The organism is Bacillus sp. NH11B, from assembly GCF_001884205.1.
Classification (GTDB): domain Bacteria; phylum Bacillota; class Bacilli; order Bacillales; family Bacillaceae_G; genus Bacillus_A; species Bacillus_A proteolyticus.
This window is the reverse complement of record NZ_MAOG01000138.1, coordinates 1-22307: the sequence shown is the minus strand read 5'-3', so window position 1 is coordinate 22307 and position 22307 is coordinate 1. Positions and strand designations below refer to the sequence as shown.

Here is a 22307-nt window from a genome sequence, read left to right as displayed (position 1 = left end):
TACATCAGCGTATATACTATAAACATCAAAAAAATTGATGAAGGGAGAGTGAACTAAAATGGCACAAGATTTTCAGCTCTATGAGAAAAAATTTAAAGCGTTGGCGGATCAGAAGCGTTTAGAGATTATGTATGAACTTTGTCAGCGAGGTCAGACTTGTGTATGTGATTTAACAGAGATTTTTGAAATGACGCAATCTAAGTTGTCCTATCATTTGAAGATTTTATTAGATGCAGGTTTAATTGTAAAAGAAACAAAAGGTACGTGGAGTTATTATGATTTAAATGATGCGGAAGTGAATAATTTATTATCAGAAGAATTGTGCTGTATCTTTAGAAAAACAGGAAAAGGTAGTTGTTGTTAAATTTTTGCGCTATTAATCAAAAAAAATTGATTAATGATATATAAAGAGGAGAAATAAGGTATGAAATATGTTCACGTCGGTATAAATGTTACGAATTTAGAGAAGTCTATTGAATTTTATGAAAAGGTATTCGGTGTATCACCAGTTAAGGTGAAAATGGATTATGCAAAATTTTTATTAGAGACTCCAGGACTTAATTTCACGCTGAACGTGCGAGATGAAGTGAATGGAAATCAGGTAAATCATTTTGGTTTCCAAGTGGATACAGCTGAAGAAATCACATTACATAAAGAAAGATTAGAAAAAGAAGGTTTCTTTGCGCGTGATGAGATGGATACGACTTGTTGCTATGCAGTACAAGATAAGTTTTGGGTAACGGATCCTGATGGTAACGAGTGGGAGTTCTTTTATACAAAAGCAAATAGTGATGTTCATAAAATAGAAGAGTTATCTTGTTGCACGATTTCTAATGAGGTGGCTAAAAATTCTTGTTGTTAATAGGAGATGGGAAAAATGAAACGTTTATCTTTTCTAGATCGATATTTAACATTATGGATTTTTCTAGCGATGGCTGTTGGAATTGGTTTAGGATTTGTGTTTCCTAGTGTAGTAGAGGGACTGAATACATTACAAGTTGGAACGACGTCTATTCCGCTTGCTGTTGGTTTAATTGTAATGATGTATCCACCGTTGGCGAAAGTTCGCTATGAGGAAATGGGCCGGGTATTTAAAGATGTAAAAGTTTTGGTTTTATCTTTAGTGCAAAATTGGATTATTGGACCTGTACTTATGTTTGTTTTAGCAATTATTTTTCTTCCAGATAAGCCTGAATACATGGTCGGACTCATTATGATTGGTTTAGCCCGTTGTATTGCAATGGTAATTGTTTGGAACGATCTAGCAGATGGGGACAAAGAATATGCAGCAGGTTTAGTGGCGTTTAATTCGGTATTCCAAATGTTATTCTTCTCAGTTTATGCATATGTGTTTGTAACAGTAATCCCGGAATGGTTAGGCATTGAAGGGGCTATCGTTAATATTACAATGGTAGAGGTAGCGAAATCAGTATTTATCTATTTGGGAATTCCTTTTATAGCAGGTATGTTGACACGTTTTGTACTAGTAAAGCTAAAAGGAAGACAGTGGTATGAAAAGGTCTTTATACCTAAAATCAGCCCACTTACATTAATTGCACTGCTATTTACGATTATTATTATGTTCTCTTTAAAAGGGGAAATGATTGTTAGCGTGCCATTAGATGTAGTAAGAATAGCAATTCCGTTATTCATTTATTTTATTGTGATGTTCTTTGTTTCTTTCTTTATGGGAAGAAAAATTGGTGCAAACTATCCGGTGACTACAACGTTAGCATTTACAGCAGGTAGTAATAACTTTGAGTTAGCGATTGCTGTAGCAGTTGGTGTGTTTGGTATTCATTCCGGTGCGGCATTCGCAGCTGTCATCGGACCGTTAGTTGAAGTGCCTGTAATGATTGCACTTGTAAACGTTGCTTTTTGGTTTAAGCGTAAATATTTTAATGACCAACCAATAAAAAGCTAAAACAAAGGTGGAAAACAACATGGAAAACAAAAAGACAATCTACTTTTTATGCACAGGAAATTCATGCCGAAGCCAAATGGCAGAAGCTTGGGGAAAACAATACTTAGGAGATAAGTGGAATGTATATTCTGCAGGAATCGAAGCACATGGTGTAAATCCAAATGCTATTAAAGCAATGAAAGAAGTAAATATCGACATAACAAATCAAACATCAGATATAATTGATGCAAACATTTTAAATAGTGCTGATTTAGTCGTTACGCTTTGTAGCCATGCAGATGCTGTCTGTCCATCTACTCCGCCGCATATAAATCGTGTTCACTGGGGATTTGATGACCCAGCAGGAAAAGAGTGGTCTGAATTTCAACGTGTTCGCAATGAAATTGGAGAACGTATAAAGCGATTTTCTGAAACAGGGGAGTAAATAAAGGAAAGAGTCAATCTTCTATCGTATAGGAGATTGGCTTTTTTTATTATATATTTCATTGGTTTAAAACAACTATTAAAAGGAATAGAGAATATTCTGTCATAGTGATAAAGTTAGAATAGAGCAGTTTCAGGAAGGCGGTTTAACGTATACATTACTTTTAGAGTGCACCTTACATGGTTTTTTGTTTATAAAATTTTGGTGGTGGGGGTATAGCGAATAGCGTTTACTCTCATTTTTTTGAGAACAGAGTGGAACGCAAAATATAAAATGTAATAAATTGTCCTACTGAGGTTACTCCTTTGGGTTTTTTGTAGTTAGGTGAAAGGGAGTCTAAGGAATGTAGAGAAGGTTGATTTGAAATGACTGGCACTTTTAAACGATTTTATTTTAAAATAAACAACTTTTTTTATAACTTAACACAGTATTTCATTTAACTAGATTGAAATAGAATTTTTGTATTCTGAAAGTTTGATATTGTTAGTTTTTTACATACTTTTCCTGTTTATAATGGTATAGTAAAATATAGTAAAAAAGAGAGGGGATTAGTATGGCAACAATTGGAATTGATTTAGGGACAACAAATAGTTTAGTAGCTACATGGTCGGAAAATGGTGCAACACTTATTCCTAATGTTTTAGGTGAATTCCTCACACCATCGGTAGTTAGTGTTGATGAGACGGGTGAAATTTTGGTCGGGCGTATTGCGAAGGAGAGACTAATAACTCATCCACAACTAACAGCGGCAACTTTTAAACGTTTTATAGGAACAGAGAAAAAATATGAACTAGGTACATATACTTTTTCATCTGAAGAACTCTCATCTTTTATTATTAAATCTTTGAAACAAGATGCAGAAGCGTATTTAAATGAAGAGGTTACCGGTACTGTAATTAGTGTCCCTGCCTATTTCAATGATACACAGAGAAAATCAACGAAACGTGCAGCGGAAATAGCTGGATTAACCGTAGAACGTCTCATTAGTGAACCAACGGCTGCAGCAATTGCTTATGGATTATACCAAGAAGAGTCAGAAACAAAATTTCTCGTATTTGATTTAGGGGGAGGAACTTTTGACGTTTCCATTTTGGAATTGTTTGAAGGGATAATGGATGTAAAATCTATTGCTGGTGATAATTATCTTGGTGGTGAAGATTTTACAAAAAGTTTAATGAGCTTTTTCCTGGAATCACATCAACTGGATCCAGATTCACTTGATTCTAAAACATTATCATTAATTTATACACAAGCAGAACGTTGTAAGCTTGCTCTGTGTGATGAGTCAGCTGCGACTATGAATGTTGTGATTCAAAATCAAACATATGAAACGAGCATAAATAGAGGTGAATTCGAAAAAATTGTAACACCACTACTGTTACGTCTTCGTTATCCAATTGAACGTGCCCTTCGCGATGCTTCGTTAAACCCGAAGGATTTAGATGCTGTAATTTTAATTGGTGGGGCTACAAGAATGCCACTTGTGAAATCTGTTATATCTAAAATGTTTGGGCGTATGCCTTATGCAAACATAAATCCTGATGAAACAGTTGCTTTAGGTGCCGCGATTCAAGTTGCCTTGAAAGAACGAAATAAGGCGTTAGAAGAAGTGATTTTAACCGATGTCTGTCCATATTCTTTAGGAACAAGTGTCGTTCAAGAATTTGGAGATGGTAAGACAGAGTCTGGTTACTTCTTCCCAATTATAGAGAGAAATACACCTATTCCTGTAAGTAAAATGGAGCGACTATATACAGTAAAGGATAGACAACAATTTATCATTATTGATGTATATCAGGGAGAAAACCGCAGGGTAGTAAACAATTTGAAACTAGGTGAACTCAAAATTAAAATTCCTCCCGCTCCCGCTGGAAATGAATCGGTTGATATTCGCTATACATACGATATTAACGGCATTCTCGAAGTTGAGGTAATAAGTACGTCAACTGGAGAAAAGAAAAGAACGATCATTCAGCAAAACGCTGGAAATCTTACAGATGAAGAAATAGAAAAGAGACTTTTAGAGTTAAGAGATATTAAAATTCATCCGAGAGATAGAGAAGAAAATCGACTTCTTCTTGCAAAGTGTGAACGACTTTACGAAGAGTTGCTGGGCGATGAACGTAAAAAGATTTCTATATTACTACAACAATTCGAGAGCGTGCTTACAACACAAAATGATAAAAAGATTAAAGAAGCTTCTAGTATATTAAAAGAACATATTGAAAGTATGGAAAGGTGGGCAAATCGCTAATGAGGATTTGGGATACGTTGGAGATTGAACCTACTGACAATATTTCGGTGATTAAAAAAGCCTATGCAAAACTTTTAAAAATACATCATCCAGAAGAGGATCCAGAAGGATATCAACGATTAAGAGAAGCGTTTGATCAGGCAGTAAAAAGTGCGAAAAATATGAAAGATAAGCCGTCGATTCAAATAGATGAAATTACCGCTCCTGATAGGGAACTTGCAATTTCTCCATGGACTAACAGTGATGCAGAAATTGCTACTACTACGATCACTGAGCATCCAGTCCATGTATTCATGGAAAGCATTGAGACTCTTTATGATAATTTCTTTGCACGGATAGAGCAGGGAAATTGGGAAGAAATATTGCGTTCAGACGTGGTATGGGATGTTCAATATGCAGCAGCACTACAAGATCAGTTAATTGAATTCTTCTTATATCATTATCACTTCCCACATTCGATTTGGGAATTAATCGATCAAGTATTTCGATTCAGTGAACAAAAAGATGATTTAGTAAATGAATACGGAGAAGAAACAATCCAATTTTTATTAGAAAGAATTAGCGGCGAAGAAGAAATGCGTTATGATATTTTTGAAAAAAATGATGATTTAGATTTTGAGTTGTATTTTTATATACGAGAAGAAATTCAAAGGAAACTGATAGCGAATGAACTAGAAGATGTAAAAGAAGAATTGGATCGTGCGTTTGCAATGTATCAAAGGGACCCCGAATTATTACGTATGCAAGGTATTTATTATTTACGTATAGATAATAAGGAGAAGGCATTACAGGCATTTAGCGATATTGTGTCTATTGATAAAAACGATCCAGATGCATTATTATATCGTGCCCGTATTCAGTATAATCTTGGTCAATTTCACGATGCTATCAAAGATTGTGAACATCTTCTTTCTGTCCATCCAGAGCATATGGATGCGATGCTTATGATGACAAAATGTTTAGAAAAAATAGGAGAAATAGAGAAAGCTGAAAAAATAGTGCAAGATGCCCTGAAAATAGATATAACCCGTGTTGAGTTTTTCTCATACGTCAATACATTCTTTGCAAAAAGTGGAAAGAAAGCACCTAAACAAAAGATAACAAAGGCTCATATATTTGGGTGGATATTCTGGTATAGTGGCTTATTTTTAAGTCGTACTTGGGTGTATTTCTTATTCTTTATACTTGCTACTGTAACGCGATTACCTTTCAAGTATATTCTTTTTCTTCCAATCGTTTGGGAATTATGGAAGTTTTATAGATTGAAAATCAAATTTTAAGGAGGAGCTTAGGTGTTCGTTTCAAGAAAGCAAAAGCAGATAGAACAATATTTTCGATGCCTGTCTACAATTTGTATAGATAGTTATTTTCTTGTTCATTATTTTACAAAATATGAATTTACATTTATAAGAGACCGTATACTTGGTAAAAGATTTTTGAAAAGACAATTAAGGGAATTTGATTGTAACGACTCAGCGCAATTAAAAGAAAAGATTGAATGGTTATTAGAAGAAGGAACACGCCAAGAATTTCACACTATACACAATCAATTAACTCCTCTTTCAGAAGCAGGGCGAAAGCTGTCACTTACGAGTCAGTCAAGCAATGAAAAAATCTACATTGTGAATTACTCATTGCATATGTTACCGGATGCTGGGATTGCTGCATTTGATTATGCACAGTGTATTTATTTAAGTCGAATTGGTAATAGATTAGGTTATTTATCTAAAAAAGAAGCAGAACATTATATGATACAAGCGGCAAAACTTGCTCAAAAATCCTATTCAGATTGGAAAGAGTATTTTTTAGCTTATCATATCGGTTGCCATTTTAATAAATCGGACATAAAGTTCACGAATGTGGATAAATATAATTTTACTTACCCACAGAGTATGTTTAGAGTTAGAGATTCTTACCTGAATACAATTGTATGGGAAAATGACCTCCTTACAGATTTGAATGAAGGATAATTTTTGAGGGGGAATCTTACAACTAGACCGGATTATATTAGAATTGTTGATACATAATACTTCACCAAATGAAGAATTAGCAATATAGTCGTTTGAAAATCTAAGTTTAGTTCTATAACAGGTCCCAATTGTGGACCTTAGAAATACTTGATAAAAACGTTCTTTGGAATTATGCGGACTCCATGTATTTGCCTACTCCTCCACATGTAAATCGTATTCATTGGAGATTTAACGCTTCAGTAGGAAAAGAGTGGTCTGAATTTCAACGTGTTCGCGATGAAATCGGAGAACGGATTAAACGATTTTCTGAAACAGGTGAGTAAATAAAGGAAAGAGTCAATCTTCTATCGTATAGGGGAATTGGCTCTTTTTTATTATATATTTCATTGTTAAAAACAACTATTAAAACGAATAGAGAATATTCTGTCATAGTGGTAAAGTTAGAATAGAGGAGTTCCAGGAAGGTGGTTTAACATATGATTTCTGAATTAAACAAGAATGATTTTTATAAATGTACCGGTTTAGTAAATGAAAAAGGGCAATTAGAAGTAAAAGCTGTCATTGCAGGAGTGAACCCTGGTCGTATATTTGTAGATAACATCTATTCTCCTAATTCTGGGCTTATATGGTTAGGTAATAACGATGGCTTCTTTTTTATAGGACGTGCAGAAAATGAAAAGTTTAATAAAGAAATTAATAGTTTTATTAATAATGTAATAGAACCTGAGGCGAGAAAGGTTGAACTAAATTGCTTTGAAGGAATCGGCAATCATTCAAAATGGAATAAAACAATTGAAAAAATATTTCAGCATCGTAAATTAAAGAGTTGGAATCAAAGAGTGTATACGATTAAAAAAGAAGACTATGAATATAATTATGAACCTAAAATTGAGCTAGGGTATACAGTATTGAAAATAAGTAAAAGCCTCTATGAAAATCATGAAAAATCATTGAAGAACATTGAATTTTTAAAATCAAAAATTTTAGAGTTTTGGTCCTCACCAGATGAATTTTTTACTAAGGGAATAGGCTATTGCATTACTTATGACAATATGATCATAAGTGTTTGTTTTTCAGGATTCGTCTTTGAAAATATACATTGTATAGATATTGAAACAATAGAAGGTCATCAGGGAAGAAAATTAGCCCAAAAGATAACTCATAGTTTTGTAAGAGAGTGTTTGGAGAATAACATCATTCCATATTGGGACTGTATGGAATTGAACAAGCCTTCTGTGGCTGTTGTAGAAAATGTAGGGTTTGCAAATGTGTTTAATTATGTAGGGTATTATTTTCCATTTGAGTAACTTAGACGTATTTTACAAACCTATCAACTTAAAAGGTTTTTATATGAAAGGAGAATAGGGTGAAACACATAATAAAAGACGTATTAATGCATTATTTTAAAGAAATTCATTCAATAGCAGTGGAGGAAGAATTACATAAGGATAGTTGGAATACCGATCTACACTATAAAATTATGGTGAATGGAAAGCGATATTCCGCAAGATTTATGAATAGCGCTCGAACAATCAATCCAGCCTTTGGGACGTTATCAAATGAACAATTGAAAGAGCAGGCACGGTATACGTATTATTTACGCGAGCAGGGGATTCCTTTTATGCAAATTAACAAGAATAGGGCAGGAGAGTCATTTACATTTGTCACTTGGAATGATGAACAATACCGATTTGTATTGTCTAATTGGATTGAAGGGGAACATATTACACATTGTACAGAAAATATTGCAGAAGCCTTTGGAACGGAAGCAAGAAAGATCCATGATATTTCTAGTACATTTCAAAGCTCGATTTTTCAAAAGAAATCTCATTTAGATGGGTATGCCCAGTTTCTTAATATGTTAGAAAGTAAGGCAAGCGCATGTAAGGAATTACGCGAGTATATAGATCTTGCTAAATATCATATAGAATGCGCACATACGAGTGACTTAGAGTTTATCGTACAAACAGATTTAAATCCTTTGAATGTTTTATGGGACTCAAGCCAACAGGTAAAAGGAATTGTAGATTTTGAATCTATTAGTTATGTAGACCGCATTGAAGGATTAGCTTTTTTAATAAAGTGGTATTCTCGAACAAAAGGAATACATTCGCATGAAGTGTGTGCGAGAGTTGCTAGTTCATTTTTAGAAGGGTATAAGGCTAATAATATTTTAACTTTAAATGATTATAAAAGACTTTCTTCATTACTATGGCTATCTGGTAGTTTGAATTGGAATTTTGTGAAGAAAACGCTAAGTATAATAAGTGATGAGAGGGAATTAGAAGAACATTTGGAAGCTTATAGAGTGAGGGGGAAAAAATTATCTTCATTGTTAATTTGTAGATAACATTTATTCTCCTAATTTCGGATTCAAAAAAGAAACCATATGAGGTGTTCTAAAAATGAAAATACAAATTGTATTGTTTGATGGCTTCGGAGAGCTTGTCTCTTTCGCACCGTTTGAGGTACTCAAAAGAGCGATAGAAGAAGGGGCTTCATTTACGGTTGAATTCGTTTCAAGTGAACCAAAGCAAGAAGTTACTACTTCGTTTGGAGCTACGGTTAAACTAAATGATTTTTTACGAATGGATAATCGCCCAGATTTGTTAATTGTACCTGGTGGTGGCTGGAATCATAAAGCCGAACATGGCGCACGAAAGCAAGCAGAGATTGGTACCTTGACCGAAATGATTAAAGGGATGCACAAGGAAGGAACAATTGTTGCTGGAGTTTGCACAGGAGGTATGCTACTAGCTGCCTCAGGTATATTGAATGGTCGAAAGGCGACGACGCACTATTTGGCACAGGATGAAATGAGTGAATACGGTGCAGAACTTCTTCGTTACAAAATTGTGGATCAAGGCGATATTATTACTGCAAGGGGAGTTACTTCAGGAATCGATTTAGGTCTTTGGATTACTGAAAAGTTCGCAAGCTCCAAAATTGCAGCTGCTGTTGAATATAGAATGGAATATGAAAGGCGAGGGGTTGTTTGGAAGTAATTTTTTATTCGCTGAATCATATTTTTTGCCGTAGAGCGTATTAGATATTTTAAAAGAGAAAGAGCCAACTTAATACAAGTAGGCTCTTTCTTCTATGTATGAACTTTCTATGGTTAATAATTTGGCTGAATATAACCTAATTTTATCCCGCTATTTGCCGGGCAGTAAGACCCCCACCTCACAATTCAGTGAATGCAAAGAAGTTAGGTGGGAGCCGGGCTGCCCGTAAACGCCCGATTGGTGAGGGCTGAATAAAGTTTCACTTTATTCCCTTTGTGACAGCGTCTAAAGAGGATGAAACAATAGTACAAGAATCACGAATAATATAATTATTAAAATATATTAATTTCATAGGCGTGAAGATGTAGTCTAACCATTAACTTAAATGAATTCGCATCGATATACATGAAGTTAAGTGTTTGGTACTTTCTAACTCTCGTATTCTATAAAAATCATTTGCGAAAAAGGGATTTGGATAATTTTGTTGAATTTATTTATTCTGAAAAAACAATTTTGAATTGGAACTAATTTACATCTAATAATTAGAGGAGATTAAAAATGAATCACTTTTTTGTAGAATTTGGTGAATACCAAGCAAGTGTTTGTGAATGGGGAGATAAAAGTAAACCTCAAATCATTTGTTTTCATGGTTTAGGAAGTACAAAATTAAGTTTTATAGAAATAGCGGAACTTTTAAAGGATAAATATCATATTGTATCATTTGATCTACCTGGACATGGGAAAACACCAAGTTTTAAGAAGGATGAAGATTACGGTGCATTCCATTTAACAAATTGGGTAGTAGCATTACTGGAGCAGATAGGAAAAGAAACATTTCATATATTAGCACATTCATGGGGAGCAAGCGTTGCACTTCACTATGCAGCAGAATGTCCAGAAAAAGTTAATAAAATGATTTTGTTAGATGGTGGTTATCATCATGGTAAAATGAATGCAGATTATTTTGCGAAGCTATATAAAGATTCGAAAGAAGGGGAGTGTCCACCGCGATCATTAGAAGAAGAAATCACTCATTATGAAAAAGATTTTGATGAATATATTTTTGACAGTAAAGAAGCATTCATCCAATCAGAAAAAATGGTTTATAGCAGATGGTCACCATTAATAGAACGCGCGGTTTATGATTTAATGCGAGAAGAAGAGAGTAAAGTGAAATGGCATGCTACTGGCGATACCGCTCGAAGTGTAATTAAGTTTCAATATACGGTGTATAAAACATTGAAATCTCATAAAATTAAAAGCGATATTTTATTATTGTATTGTGATCTTCCAGATAATTATTTAGAAATAAGAGAATTGCAAATTGCGGAATTTAAGAAGTATATTGATATTACAACTAAGCTTTATAAAGATACAGGGCATTTAATGCACTGGGATAGACCAGAAGAGATTACTGAGGATGTTTTAAATTGGTTCATATAAAAAAGGTCCGTTGTTCGAATGTGAACAACGGGCCTTTTGTTGAAAAACTTAATTCAAGAGTGATAGGGGGACAAGCAAGAGCATTACAGTTCTATCACCAATCCTTTTTTTGATATAATAGATGTACAGCAGAAAATAGATAGAAAGATACTGCTAGTAATTTATACTTAAAATGTAGGGAGATTGAACAGAGTTATGGGGAATGAAAAAGAAATTAGTTCCGCTAAATTAATATGGAAGATGACGAGGCCACATACATTAACGGCGACGTTTTCTCCTGTAATTTTAGGGACAGTGGCATCACTTTATGTTGCCGAAATTGATTGGCTTTTATTTATTGCGATGATGGTTGCATGTTTAGCATTGCAAATAGCAACGAATTTATTTAATGAGTACTATGATTTCAAACGCGGATTAGATACTGCTGATTCTGTTGGAATTGGTGGTGGAATTGTCCGTCATGGATTGAAACCAAAAAATGTGTTAACAGTTGCGCTTTTATTGTATGTAGTAGCAGCATTTATTGGCATTTATATTTGTATGAATAGCAGCTGGTGGTTAGTCGTTATCGGTTTAATTGGGATGGCGGTTGGCTATTTATATACAGGTGGTCCATTACCAATTGCGTACACTCCGTTTGGAGAATTAGTTTCTGGATTGCTAATGGGAACATGTTTTGTACTCATTGCTTTCTTTATTCAAACGAATACTATAACGATTGAAAGTGTATTGATTTCCGTTCCAATTGGAATTTTAGTCGGTGCAATCAACATGTCGAATAACATCCGAGATATCGAAGAAGATATTAAAGGTGGAAGAAAGACATTGGTAATCCTCCTTGGGAGAGAGAAAGCTGTAGTAACACTAGCTGTAGCCTTTTTCATTGCTTATTTATGGATTACCGTAATTGTATTGATGGGTTATATAAGCCCTTGGGCATTAGTTATGTTCCTAGGTTTGAAAAAGCCAATCTCTGCAATTCGAAGTTTCCAAAAAGGGGAAAAGGATCCCGGGTATATGCGCATAGCAATGAAATCAACAGCGATGACAAATACGATTTTTGGCTTCTTATTATCAGCAGGATTATTAATCAGTTATCTGTTTTAAATAAAAACTATTGTTAAGTGACTAAACCTCAAATTCTCGATTTTAATATAGAGAAATCATATGAGGTGAAACCCGAAGCACCATACTTATTTGTTGAAGAGTACCTAATGGCGGGTGCTCTTTTAAATTTGAATAAAATGGACATTTGAATTGAAATATACACTTAAACTAAGTTGATAAATATTTGTAACCCCTTTCGTTGATTTAATTCTAGAGGTATATTTGATATGAACATATATAAATTTCATTAGGGGTATAAGTGAAGATGCGAGAAAAAGAACGCTTAAAGCAATGGAGAGCAGATCTACAACAAATTATTTTGGAAAAGTCTAAAGAGAAAAGAAAGAAAAAGAAAATGAAAAATAAAAAATATAGCATTCCTGGCAATACAGCTGACTTCATGAATGGCAAGAATACTTATCGTAAAGAGAATGGGGTATGGAAGCAAAGAAATAAATAATGTGAGAATAAATGAGTTTGATTAAGTGTATAGCAATTATCGTAGGCGCTACCGCGTAATCTGGGTGGCGTCTTGTTTGTTGTTAAGGAAAGATAAGGGATGAAATAGATTTGAGACTTAAAGATTAGATAATAACATTATTAATTTAAAATGCAGAAAATAGACTAGTAAACAAGCTGTTTTTGTTTTTTAGCATAGAATATGAGGAATCCAAGAGTTAAGAGGAGGTAATCATATTTATGGGATGTAATTGTAATTTCAGACATTGCAGAGATTGTAATAGATTTTGGGATGATTTAATGTTCTGTAGACGCAGACATAGAGATTGTGATGACCGTCGTTGTAGACGTGACCGCGACTGTGATTGTGATGAATGTCGTCGTAAACGTAATCATGATCGTGACTGTGATTGTGATAAGCGTAAGGATTGGTAAAGTCCTTTGAATGAGTGCGTTTCTTCACAGCACTCTTTTTTTGTTTATGGGTTTTCTAAATTTATACTTATTAAATGCCTGAAATGGAACGTGAAGTAATTAATGACCGTGTTATTAGTGGTGTAGCTGCTGCGAAGGCAAGAGGAAGAGAAGGCGGTAGAAAGAAGGCTCATACTCCTCAACAAATTCAAGGCATGATGGAAATGCTTGCTTCTGGTAAAACGAAAGTAGAGGTATGTGAGATGTTTGATGTTGCTCGTGCAACCCTGTATATGTACTGAAACAGGAGTTAGTCGTACTGTTTTGTACGAAATAGCAAAAGAAAAAGGAATAGTTTAATTTACTTTAAAGTAGCGAATCCGCTGCTTTTTTATTTTATCAAATAAATTGTTTTTGAAAAGAAATGAAATAGGGGTTTGCCTTAAACATTTATTATTAATCAAGAATATAAGTATAGAAACAGGTCTAATTTTTGTAATGGTGGAGGGGATTGTTGTGGACATAACTCAAAGTGTGGCAAGAATAGTGGTTAATGGGAAAGACCTTCCGTTCACTTCAGTTCAAACCTCTGCATGGAATCATGGGCCTGTAAATGATTTAATCGTTTCGACGAATCAGAGAGTGAATGAGCTTTATCAATTCATGTGGTCACAAGTACCAGTTACGATCTCGGTGTATTTTCTTCAAGGGGCGGACTTAATGAGATTCGCTAGGATTGCTGGAATTAATGAACGTGTAACGGGAGAATATATATATCATTTCATTTGGGGATAAGGAGAATTCAAAGTAGCTTAACAGCTGCTTTTTTATTTTGCATAAAAAAAGGAACAATAATAGGCTCCTTAATTCGTTTCAGAAGTTGTGCAGTTTTTCTTGATGATATCTTTTATGTTGATAATTAAGGATATAAGGAATCCAGCAGCTAGGATACCGTTTACCCAGTAATATGTATTCCCGGATGTAAATTTATTATAAAAGGAATCGATATTATAATATACTAAGCCTGCTGACTATGGGATGGTCGGGTACAAATGTTAATGTTTTGCCTATTAATTTTTCTTTTATCCGCTTATAATCATTTGTTTTATTGAATAAAGAAAGTAATTTCTCTGAAATCCGTTTATTAGTAGGCAGTTTTTTTTCATTCCGCATTGTTGGTACATAGTTCTGTCCGAAAGCACCTTCTTTTGCTAATACAATGGATGATACAAGTATTTTCACCGCCATGTTTTGACCGATTAGTTTACCTGATATTTCACCTCCTAACCTTGATAATTCAGGTGTTAACGGAAAAAAGGGAAATCTAAAAGATACAGAAAATAAGAAACCCTCAAATCAAGAAGGTAGCTGAGTAGTAATATTTTTCTATCCAAATATTACTATTTTTTATTTTTCATGCTATGATTGATATGTTAATGAGTTGAAAGGGTGATTTTATGAAGTTTGGTAAAATAGGATTAGTTGTTGCAGCAAGTTTAAGTCTTTTCGCTTTATCTGCGTGTGGAAAATCTGCAAAAGAAACCGTTGTTTCTTCAACAGAAAACATTTTGAATGCAAAACAAATGGAATCAAGCGGTTCAATTTCTTTTAAATTCGATTCTAATGCGAAAGATATGAAAACAGAAAATAAAGCGGCAAATGATATGTTAAAAAACATATCATTTACAGTTGATTCAAAAACAGATAAAGATGCAAAAAAAGATGAAATAACAATTGGTGCAAATATTAAAACAGATGGAATGAAAATGGATATATCGATTCCAATGTTTATGGATGAAGGGAAAAAGGCTTTATATGTAAAAGCGAATAATGTAAAATCACTATTACAATTAGCTGGCGTTCCTGGTGATAGTTTTTCTACTCTAGAAGGAAAAGTTATCAAAATGGATATGAAAGATTTAGGGGAAGTAGATACAAAAGAATCTGTGGAAATCCAAGAGAAAGTGCAGAAAGCGTTATTAGATGCAATCAAAGCACTTCCTGAAGACAAATTTACAAAAGAAAAAGATGTATATACTGTGAAATTAACAGGTAAAGATTTAAAAACAGTGATTGAAAAGGTATTTGATGAAATGTCTACAATGAAAAACTTCACTGGAACAAAACAAGAAATTGCAGACTTTAAGGAAAAATTAAAAGATGCAAATCTTGATAAATCATCTGTTTCTTTAATTTATACAATGGATGGAACAACGATCAAAAAACAAGATGCAGCAATTCATGTAGAAGCAGAAAATTCTAAAGACGAAAAAGAAACAATTAAATTTGATATGAATATTAATTCTGATATTAAATCTATCGATAAACCTATCAAATTCACATTCGATACTTCTGAAAAGAACATTGTCCCAATGGATGAGTTGCAAAAAATGATTGGTGAATTTATGAATCAATCTATGAGGTATGATGACATGGATGGCGGGGAAGTAACTCCTGTTCAACCAGCTCCAACAGAACCTGCAGTATAAAAAAGCCCCCTTAGAAGGGCATAGCCACATTGCTATCAAACTAACAAAACAAAATACAAAAAATACGCTATTCTTTCTGTAGAATTATAGGAAAGGGTGGCGTTTTTGTATGTCTATTTCTGTATTTGATGAATTACAATTATTTTCACATCACGCTTCAAAAGAAAAAAGTGAGGAGAAAACTCACTTTAATTTATCTTATTCCTGACTTCTATCACCTGTACGCAATGAATGATTTACTAATACGTTTCATTTATTTTACACTTCACTTTATATACATCATTCATTGCTTTCGGGGATGACGACACAACGTGTACGGTTGTTTTCCAAGATTGGTACGTGCTCAAATCCTAGTATAAGTGTTTACAATCTAGCTGCATAAAAGGGGAAGGGATAAGAATTATAGGAAGAAAATCGGTAGGGTTCTCCTAATGGTCGGCTTGGTTTTAAGCGGATCTTTTAAATTTGTCTCTTAAGTCAACGATTATTTATATGGTATTCTGGAGGAAAGGGGATGAGGTTATATGGATGTGACGAAAGAAATTGAAAAGATTTTTGTTGATAGTGAAGAACTTTCATTTATTGAAGCTAAAACTTTGAATTATCAGGAGCAAATGTCTACTGCAGATGGGTTTATTATTAGAACTGACGAAAGAGTTAAAAAGTACTATGATGCTCTTTGGTCACGAGAACAGTTATTAGTAGAGGTTCACTACGGGGATGGTTCACTTAACTACAAGCTTACTAATATTATAGCTGTCAAAGATGGCATGAATGGACAATACGAATATCATTTCTTTGGTGGATAGGGGAGTATCTCTTGAATTAGTTCAGTGAATCTGAAATTGGGACACAATATGAATTTAAAAAGGGTAAAACAAAAAATGAGTTGGAACTGGAATTAGTTCAAGAAAACATTCCATCAGAGTATTAAAGATTAATATCCCCTTCAAAGAACCTATTAAGTGCATCTTACATTTCCAGCAACTTAAGGATATAAAACTACTCCAAAAAGTAAAAAAGCGTTATTCTTTCTAAATAAGATAAATTTGAAAGAATAACGTTTTTGTTATATCAATCCAAACTTATCTTAGCCAAATGGGTATGTAATCATACTATTTTTGGAATACGAGGATTAATACGACCTAATTTAATAGATTTCTTACACGTAACTTTAAGTTCTTGCATTAAAACTTTTCGAATTATATTTTAAAATTTTTTTTGGAGAAGTTCTTCAATAAGTTTTGTTTTTTCATTCACCTTTGTTGTATATGTGAAATCACCATAACAATATGGATACCTAAAATTTTGTTTATTTCCACCACAAGTGTATATGTCTGGATTCTGATCAACTTTCATCTTAGAAAACTTTTTAGCCAAATCGTCTGAGTGTCGTTTAGCCTCTTGACTAGAAATAAAATCAATATACCCTGGTCCCATATTATAGCTTTGAATAATTGTATCCATGCTAACACCTTTTTCTGTTCCATATTTGTACATTTGAGCAAAGTGCTTTACCCCTTGTTTAATGCTCAAGTTTATCTCTTGAATTTCATTTGGCTTTAATCCAAGTGATTCAGAGGACTGCATAGGGTCGTTGCCCTCACCTCTACTCTCTTGGTACATAATTCCTAACAAAAGTGCTGTTTTCTCTCCTAAATTATATTTTTCTAATTCTTTTTTCATAATGGGCTCATATTGTAATAAACGTTCTTCGGTAGCGAGCGCTTTATTTCTATGAATATTAGTTTTATGATTAAAATATAGTATCCCAATGATTGTTCCTAAACCTAAAATACTAATAAAAAATAATATAATAACTTGTTTTTTACTCTTATTCTTCATATATTACTCCTCCTTGTATAAAAAATTGCATTTTCAATGGTGGTTGGTTATTTATAAAAGATGCAATAATCACCTTTTCCCCTGCTTTTTTAGACTCGAAATCTTTTCTTTTAGATGTAAAGTTTAATATAAAATTTTAAAGATAAGGTAAAGATAAGATAAAAATAAAATAAAGTTCATTTATTAGAGTAATTTAAAAGGATATTGGTATAAAGGGGAGATTAACAGACCATGTCTAGGATTCAAATTATTTATCTCCTACCTTGCTATATAGTAAACTGTCAAAAATTATAACAAAATAGAGTTTTATGATCATTTCTTCAATTCAAAAACAAGCCGAAACATTCACATCCAGATGTAAATGTTTCGGCTTGTTCTTAGGTAGTCAACGAAGTATGTAAGTATATCCATACCAGAATACTACTTTATATAAAATGAACTTGATAAGGTGTATTATGTAACTTTAAAATAAAGTTTGATAAACAAAATTCAAAGCTACAGATATCTCATTTTTAATTAGTTTTTGCTTTTTTTAATTCAATTTGTTTTTCAATTTCCTTATCTGATTCATCACTCATTTCAAACTTATACATATGAATAAAGTATTTCTTTGTGTTTGGATCATATTCGACTCTTACTGTGACATCTTTTTGCGGATCCTCGTTCAAATATCCGTTAAATATTGTTTCATGAACTTTATACGATAAAGGGTTTGCTTTATTATTGGAATTCGTATTCTTATTAAATGTCTGCTTTACGATTGTTAAATTCAAATTAAAATCTTCTTTTAAATATTCCACTGCCTTTAATTCCGCTCTATTACGAATTAATGTTTCTTCTTCAGCGCTCAGGGATTCCTTCTTTTCCTTTTCTTCAGCCTTTTGGTTATTTTTTAATATATTCATTGCATTTGCATTTTCTTTTGAATCTAAATCTACTATCCATTTTTTATCTTTGTAGTATGTCTCGATAGTAGATGTACAGCTATATCCACTGATTTGCTTTTCTTTTCCTTTATCACAATTTACTAATTCATATCTAATGTTTAACTTCGGATGAGCAGGGCTTCCTGCATTTTCATTCCAATCTAGCATACTATCTTTAAACATATCTGTAATCTTAATAGGACCATTCTTTTTTTCAACCGCTGCTTTTACTTTTTCTACAATTTGTTGTTTTTCTACTTGTTCTTTAAATATGTAGTTTTTTTCATGATGTCCATAAATTAATAAAGGGGCCTGTAAAGTAATCCATAATACCACCCAAGATAGAGCATAGTAACTTAACATTCGCTTTACAGAGAATATACGGAGCAAGGCAAGCGCTACACCAATATATACCAATGGAATGCCGATATAAAGAATTGGAACTGTAAAAATAAATGTAAAAGCTGTCATTAAAAGTATGCCGTAGAGTAAATTATTATATTGGGGAATCCCCATACTATAAGCTCCTAAAATTAAAAGCCAAATATAACTTGTTGAAACGAGGAAAGCAACTGCATAAAATCTCTTACTTTTTTTGTTTTCTTCCATTTTTTCACCATCTTTTCAAGAATAAAACACTATCATGTAGTGTAACATAATAGATCTATAATAAAATATTTATTTTGAAAATAAGACGTTTTGAGAAAATATATTTTGTAATGAACCTGTAGTAAAACATGTACATTTCAGATGTAAAATAGGGGGAGGTAATACATTTCACTTATCGAACCGTTACATTCGAATAAGTGGAATTAATCATATGAAGCGATGAATCGTGTAGAACATAAACATGAAAACGATTCATATTAGACTTTACAGGAATCTTGATGCACTTCACAATCAAACACAACACAATAATAAAGGAGAGAAGCCATGACTTGTTTTTAAGAGCCAAAGACGTCGTATATATGCGCTAAAATAGAAGCTATTATAGCATCATAATCCAAAATATAAAAATAAATTTCTGAACGGTGCTTATCCGTTGGGTTCATCAGAAATCGATAGATTCATACAAAAACGCCTTCCTTCCTAATAATACTTCTACAAAAAGAATAGTATTTCAGCTCCTTATTCAATAAAATAAAGCCGATGATACCTTAGTGTAGGAAAAATCGGCTGTTTTCATGGCGAAATTTGCTTAGCGTATGTTTTCAGCGTTTTGTTGGTGGGGCCCCATCGCTATCAAGCTAGTAAGACAAAATCCCCCCTGAAATGACAAAAGACGTTATTCTTTCTGAGAAACCATAGGAAAGGATAATGTCTTTTTTCTTTATAGATAGTGGTTTTATAATGATGTGGCGTTGTCTCCCCGTGTAAACATAAGTATCACACACCTTGTATATTAGCTGCTTATTGAGAATATAATTTCAGTGCACATTATTAGAAATTTATAGTATGTTTTAAAATACTCTCTACAATTGATGTGCATAGTATATGAATTTTTTTCTATTGGAGGGATTTTATAATGGCTGATAATGTGCAACAACTGATTCAAGAGCATAGACAATTTTTCCATCATGATCATACGAGAAGTCTTCAATTCCGACTTAAGCAGTTAGAAAAATTGAAAACTTCTATTCGGAAATATGAAAAACAAGTGCTTAGCGCATTATATCAAGATTTACACAAAAGTGAATTTGAATCATATGCTGCCGAAGTTGGTTTCGCATATAACAGTATCAATTTTATAATGAAATACCTAAAACAATGGATGAAACCTCAAAAAGTAAAAACACCTATTCATCTTGCACCTTCCAAAAGTTACATAATAAAAGAGCCATATGGTACAGTGCTAATTGTTGGCCCTTTTAATTATCCATTCCAATCATTAATTGAACCTCTTATCGGGGCAATTGCGGCAGGAAATTGTGTAGTTCTCAAACCTTCAGAAAATGCACCAAATGTTTCAGCTGTAATGAACAAAATAATAAGTGAAACGTTTGATAAGCAATATATTCGTGTTATTGAAGGAGATAGAGAAATAACTTCTTTATTGATTCATGCACCATTTGACCATATTTTTTTTACTGGTAGCATTCAAGTTGGAAAAATTGTCATGGAAGCAGCAGCGAAAAATCTTGTACCAGTAACATTAGAACTTGGTGGAAAAGGACCAGCTATTGTCGATGAAACTGCTAACCTTGATATAGCGGCCAAACGTATTATCTGGGGAAAGTTCATAAATGCTGGACAATCCTGTATTGCACCTGATTATGTTATTGTGCACAAATCTATCAAGGCAACACTAATTTCAAAAATGAAAGAAATTATTACTAGCTTTTATGGCTCAGATGTATCAAAAAGCAATGATTATGGTCGAATTATCAATGAGAGACAATTTGATAGGCTTATTTCTATATTAGAACAAGACCAAAATTATATAATATTTGGCGGAAATTCATCTAGAAGTCATTTATATATTGAACCAACACTTCTTGAAGTAAAATCGTGGGATGCTGCAGCTATGAAAGAAGAAATTTTCGGGCCGATTTTACCAATTATGGAGTACAATGCTTTAGATGATGTCATTCATATGATTAACAACCATCCCAAACCGTTAGCTTTGTATATATTTACTAAAAATAAAAATGTTGAAAAACAAGTACTAGGACGAACTTCTTTTGGGGGAGGATGCGTCAATGATACAATGTCACATATGGCTAATCTACACTTGCCTTTTGGCGGAGTAGGAACTGCGGGGTTCGGTGCCTATCATGGTAAACATAGTTTTGATACTTTTACACATCGTAAAAGCATTTTAAAGAAATGCTCAAGTATAGACTTAGGGATTGTATTTCCGCCGTATAGGGACAAAATTAAAATTTTACAAAAGATTTTCAAGTGATTATGGAGGCTACTCCCAAGTAGTCACTCATATTCATGGTAATTGAAAAAACACCGCACAATAAATTTCCAATCGCAAATAAATTCGGTACAGCTTTTACCATCTGATTGAACAAGGTTGTTCCCCCTAAGTTGATCAAACTGTTTCCGTTCTTAAGTAGATGGGCATGTATGGTGATCCCACATCCAACAACTTAAGAAAAGCAAATACCTCAAAACAAAAAACACACTCGTTCTGATTAGGAACGAGTGTGTTTAGGTTATCTGAAAGGTACAAACTTCCATGAGCTAGGTTTTTGTGTTTTTTCACCTAGTACAATCCAACTTTTCTCTGCATTTATATTCTCATAATTTAATGGATAACCATCTGTAAAAATATTATATTCTGTAGGATTATTCGGGTTAATTTGAATTTTAAAGTCAGCCAAACTATCAGATTTCTCAGCAAGGTGAACCCAACTAGAATATTTGGACCAATTTAAATATTGATATTGATCATAATTAGAATGCTCCATGCGAAGGTATACGCTTTCACCGTGGTGTAGCTTTGCATCATTATCTTTGTAAAATACAAATTCCATAGGTGTACCAGATTGTATATCATTCTTTTTATTTGCAAGTAAAACATAATCGTAACGATTTACTACATACCATTCAAACGTTAGACCTTGAAAAGGAGATTCACTTGGTACGATATAATAGTTTTTCCCTGCTTCTATAACATTTCCTGCTATATCATAGATTTGTGCAGTTTCTAAACTTGGAGCTTGCACATTTTTAGTAAACGTTTTAAACCAAAGATTTAGGAAACCTGCTGTATTACGCTGAGATTCTCCTAAGCTTCGCTGCACAGCTGGGATAACCATTTCTTGCCACAATTGCGCCTTACCGCTATTGTAATACTTAAATGTTTTATCATTAGCGATATTTTTAATTTCAGGTTTAGCTACTCGGGCTGCATAATCAATCCATTCTTCAGGTGTAGATAGAGAGTCGTTATAATTCCCTCCAGTATTAACTGCAAATTGATCTTGAATGGTTGTAACATAATTTTCAAAATAGCTATGATATTTTATAGCTCTCGTATCAATTGCAGTAAAATTTGCTGCATGCATAGGTTGGGTAGCATCTGTAAAGTAGTGC

General features: G+C 33.3%; 22 protein-coding genes and 3 pseudogenes. 20 read left to right on the top strand and 5 right to left on the bottom strand.

Annotated elements, in window-relative coordinates; translation table 11 throughout:
* The first annotated feature begins 58 nt into the window (after positions 1–58).
* The 17 genes and pseudogenes from arsR to BAU27_RS25820 all read left to right on the top strand — a co-directional run bounded on the left by arsR (position 59) and on the right by BAU27_RS25820 (position 13795).
* Positions 59–364 carry an arsenical resistance operon transcriptional regulator ArsR gene (gene arsR, locus BAU27_RS25900; RefSeq protein WP_000046014.1) on the top strand — a complete coding sequence of 102 codons (306 nt, stop codon included), beginning with the start codon at positions 59–61 and terminating at the stop codon, positions 362–364.
* Between the two features lie 60 nt (positions 365–424).
* Positions 425–862 carry an ArsI/CadI family heavy metal resistance metalloenzyme gene (locus BAU27_RS25895; RefSeq protein WP_071772421.1) on the top strand — a complete coding sequence of 146 codons (438 nt, stop codon included), beginning with the start codon at positions 425–427 and terminating at the stop codon, positions 860–862.
* Between the two features lie 15 nt (positions 863–877).
* Positions 878–1924, top strand: a complete 1047-nt coding sequence (gene arsB / locus BAU27_RS25890) for an ACR3 family arsenite efflux transporter (protein ID WP_071772420.1) — start codon at positions 878–880, stop codon at positions 1922–1924.
* 19 nt (positions 1925–1943) lie between these two features.
* Complete coding sequence (arsC, locus tag BAU27_RS25885) at positions 1944–2348, top strand: arsenate reductase (thioredoxin) (protein ID WP_071772419.1); 405 nt, start codon at positions 1944–1946, stop codon at positions 2346–2348.
* A gap of 553 nt (positions 2349–2901) precedes the next feature.
* A complete protein-coding gene (gene hscC / locus BAU27_RS25880) occupies positions 2902–4602 on the top strand; it encodes a molecular chaperone HscC (RefSeq protein WP_071772418.1) in 1701 nt (566 codons plus the stop codon).
* Positions 4602–5882 (top strand): J domain-containing protein, encoded by a 1281-nt coding sequence (locus BAU27_RS25875; protein WP_071772417.1) that lies wholly within the window; start codon positions 4602–4604, stop codon positions 5880–5882. The genes hscC and BAU27_RS25875 overlap by 1 nt, the downstream gene beginning before the upstream one ends.
* A gap of 12 nt (positions 5883–5894) precedes the next feature.
* Positions 5895–6572 (top strand): DUF1266 domain-containing protein, encoded by a 678-nt coding sequence (locus BAU27_RS25870; RefSeq protein ID WP_071772416.1) that lies wholly within the window; start codon positions 5895–5897, stop codon positions 6570–6572.
* 134 nt (positions 6573–6706) lie between these two features.
* Positions 6707–6895 (top strand): annotated as a pseudogene (locus tag BAU27_RS25865) (low molecular weight phosphatase family protein); the annotation flags it as partial.
* Between the two features lie 153 nt (positions 6896–7048).
* A complete protein-coding gene (locus tag BAU27_RS25860; protein ID WP_071772415.1) occupies positions 7049–7879 on the top strand; it encodes a GNAT family N-acetyltransferase in 831 nt (276 codons plus the stop codon).
* A 59-nt stretch (positions 7880–7938) separates the two neighbouring features.
* Positions 7939–8922, top strand: a complete 984-nt coding sequence (locus tag BAU27_RS25855) for a phosphotransferase enzyme family protein (RefSeq protein ID WP_071772414.1) — start codon at positions 7939–7941, stop codon at positions 8920–8922.
* A 55-nt stretch (positions 8923–8977) separates the two neighbouring features.
* Positions 8978–9577 (top strand): DJ-1/PfpI family protein, encoded by a 600-nt coding sequence (locus tag BAU27_RS25850; RefSeq protein ID WP_071772413.1) that lies wholly within the window; start codon positions 8978–8980, stop codon positions 9575–9577.
* A gap of 558 nt (positions 9578–10135) precedes the next feature.
* Positions 10136–11020 (top strand): alpha/beta fold hydrolase, encoded by an 885-nt coding sequence (locus tag BAU27_RS25845; protein WP_071772412.1) that lies wholly within the window; start codon positions 10136–10138, stop codon positions 11018–11020.
* Positions 11021–11215: 195 nt separating this feature from the next.
* A complete protein-coding gene (gene menA / locus BAU27_RS25840) occupies positions 11216–12127 on the top strand; it encodes a 1,4-dihydroxy-2-naphthoate polyprenyltransferase (protein WP_071772411.1) in 912 nt (303 codons plus the stop codon).
* A gap of 265 nt (positions 12128–12392) precedes the next feature.
* The gene (locus BAU27_RS25835; protein ID WP_071772410.1) at positions 12393–12587 is read left to right on the top strand and encodes a hypothetical protein; all 195 of its coding nucleotides are present in this window, start codon (positions 12393–12395) and stop codon (positions 12585–12587) included.
* A 239-nt stretch (positions 12588–12826) separates the two neighbouring features.
* Positions 12827–13021, top strand: coding sequence for a hypothetical protein (locus BAU27_RS25830; protein WP_071746591.1), 195 nt, complete (start codon positions 12827–12829; stop codon positions 13019–13021).
* Positions 13022–13104: 83 nt separating this feature from the next.
* Complete coding sequence (locus BAU27_RS25825; protein ID WP_254798010.1) at positions 13105–13302, top strand: helix-turn-helix domain-containing protein; 198 nt, start codon at positions 13105–13107, stop codon at positions 13300–13302.
* A 196-nt stretch (positions 13303–13498) separates the two neighbouring features.
* Positions 13499–13795, top strand: coding sequence for a hypothetical protein (locus BAU27_RS25820; protein WP_002078426.1), 297 nt, complete (start codon positions 13499–13501; stop codon positions 13793–13795).
* 213 nt (positions 13796–14008) lie between these two features.
* On the opposite strand, the gene BAU27_RS32500 is transcribed toward BAU27_RS25820, so the two are convergent.
* Positions 14009–14248 (bottom strand): hypothetical protein, encoded by a 240-nt coding sequence (locus tag BAU27_RS32500; RefSeq protein WP_175546562.1) that lies wholly within the window; start codon positions 14246–14248, stop codon positions 14009–14011.
* A gap of 209 nt (positions 14249–14457) precedes the next feature.
* Between BAU27_RS32500 and BAU27_RS25810 the strand changes: the two genes are divergently transcribed.
* Both BAU27_RS25810 and BAU27_RS25805 read left to right on the top strand, forming a co-directional pair.
* Positions 14458–15489: a hypothetical protein gene (locus BAU27_RS25810; RefSeq protein WP_071772408.1), complete on the top strand. Its 1032-nt coding sequence runs from the start codon at positions 14458–14460 to the stop codon at positions 15487–15489.
* A gap of 524 nt (positions 15490–16013) precedes the next feature.
* Positions 16014–16298 (top strand): hypothetical protein, encoded by a 285-nt coding sequence (locus tag BAU27_RS25805; RefSeq protein WP_071746594.1) that lies wholly within the window; start codon positions 16014–16016, stop codon positions 16296–16298.
* 400 nt (positions 16299–16698) lie between these two features.
* Here the strand turns inward: BAU27_RS25805 and BAU27_RS25800 are convergent, their stop codons facing one another.
* On the bottom strand, positions 16699–17334 hold the full coding sequence (locus tag BAU27_RS25800) for a lysozyme family protein (RefSeq protein ID WP_071772407.1): 636 nt from the start codon (positions 17332–17334) through the stop codon (positions 16699–16701).
* Positions 17335–17846: 512 nt separating this feature from the next.
* Complete coding sequence (locus tag BAU27_RS25795) at positions 17847–18869, bottom strand: hypothetical protein (protein WP_071772406.1); 1023 nt, start codon at positions 18867–18869, stop codon at positions 17847–17849.
* A gap of 916 nt (positions 18870–19785) precedes the next feature.
* Here BAU27_RS25795 and BAU27_RS25790 point away from each other — a divergent pair.
* Positions 19786–21165, top strand: coding sequence for an aldehyde dehydrogenase (locus BAU27_RS25790; RefSeq protein WP_071772405.1), 1380 nt, complete (start codon positions 19786–19788; stop codon positions 21163–21165).
* Between the two features lies 1 nt (position 21166).
* Here the strand turns inward: BAU27_RS25790 and BAU27_RS25785 are convergent.
* A pseudogene (locus BAU27_RS25785) lies at positions 21167–21280 on the bottom strand (CDP-diacylglycerol--serine O-phosphatidyltransferase); the annotation flags it as partial.
* A 144-nt stretch (positions 21281–21424) separates the two neighbouring features.
* Positions 21425–22307, bottom strand: a pseudogene (locus BAU27_RS33035) (zinc dependent phospholipase C family protein); the annotation flags it as partial.

Coding starts and splice junctions, on each gene's coding strand:
- BAU27_RS25830 (WP_071746591.1), top strand. CDS start 12,827: ATGGGATGTAATTGTAATTTCAGACATTGCAGAGATTGTAATAGATTT.
- menA (WP_071772411.1), top strand. CDS start 11,216: ATGGGGAATGAAAAAGAAATTAGTTCCGCTAAATTAATATGGAAGATG.
- BAU27_RS25810 (WP_071772408.1), top strand. CDS start 14,458: ATGAAGTTTGGTAAAATAGGATTAGTTGTTGCAGCAAGTTTAAGTCTT.
- BAU27_RS25875 (WP_071772417.1), top strand. CDS start 4,602: ATGAGGATTTGGGATACGTTGGAGATTGAACCTACTGACAATATTTCG.
- hscC (WP_071772418.1), top strand. CDS start 2,902: ATGGCAACAATTGGAATTGATTTAGGGACAACAAATAGTTTAGTAGCT.
- BAU27_RS25860 (WP_071772415.1), top strand. CDS start 7,049: ATGATTTCTGAATTAAACAAGAATGATTTTTATAAATGTACCGGTTTA.
- BAU27_RS25820 (WP_002078426.1), top strand. CDS start 13,499: ATGGTGGAGGGGATTGTTGTGGACATAACTCAAAGTGTGGCAAGAATA.
- BAU27_RS25850 (WP_071772413.1), top strand. CDS start 8,978: ATGAAAATACAAATTGTATTGTTTGATGGCTTCGGAGAGCTTGTCTCT.
- arsB (WP_071772420.1), top strand. CDS start 878: ATGAAACGTTTATCTTTTCTAGATCGATATTTAACATTATGGATTTTT.
- BAU27_RS25805 (WP_071746594.1), top strand. CDS start 16,014: ATGGATGTGACGAAAGAAATTGAAAAGATTTTTGTTGATAGTGAAGAA.
- BAU27_RS25835 (WP_071772410.1), top strand. CDS start 12,393: ATGCGAGAAAAAGAACGCTTAAAGCAATGGAGAGCAGATCTACAACAA.
- BAU27_RS25825 (WP_254798010.1), top strand. CDS start 13,105: ATGGAACGTGAAGTAATTAATGACCGTGTTATTAGTGGTGTAGCTGCT.
- BAU27_RS25795 (WP_071772406.1), bottom strand. CDS start 18,869: ATGGAAGAAAACAAAAAAAGTAAGAGATTTTATGCAGTTGCTTTCCTC.
- BAU27_RS25790 (WP_071772405.1), top strand. CDS start 19,786: ATGGCTGATAATGTGCAACAACTGATTCAAGAGCATAGACAATTTTTC.
- BAU27_RS25845 (WP_071772412.1), top strand. CDS start 10,136: ATGAATCACTTTTTTGTAGAATTTGGTGAATACCAAGCAAGTGTTTGT.
- arsR (WP_000046014.1), top strand. CDS start 59: ATGGCACAAGATTTTCAGCTCTATGAGAAAAAATTTAAAGCGTTGGCG.
- arsC (WP_071772419.1), top strand. CDS start 1,944: ATGGAAAACAAAAAGACAATCTACTTTTTATGCACAGGAAATTCATGC.
- BAU27_RS25895 (WP_071772421.1), top strand. CDS start 425: ATGAAATATGTTCACGTCGGTATAAATGTTACGAATTTAGAGAAGTCT.
- BAU27_RS32500 (WP_175546562.1), bottom strand. CDS start 14,248: ATGGCGGTGAAAATACTTGTATCATCCATTGTATTAGCAAAAGAAGGT.
- BAU27_RS25800 (WP_071772407.1), bottom strand. CDS start 17,334: ATGAAGAATAAGAGTAAAAAACAAGTTATTATATTATTTTTTATTAGT.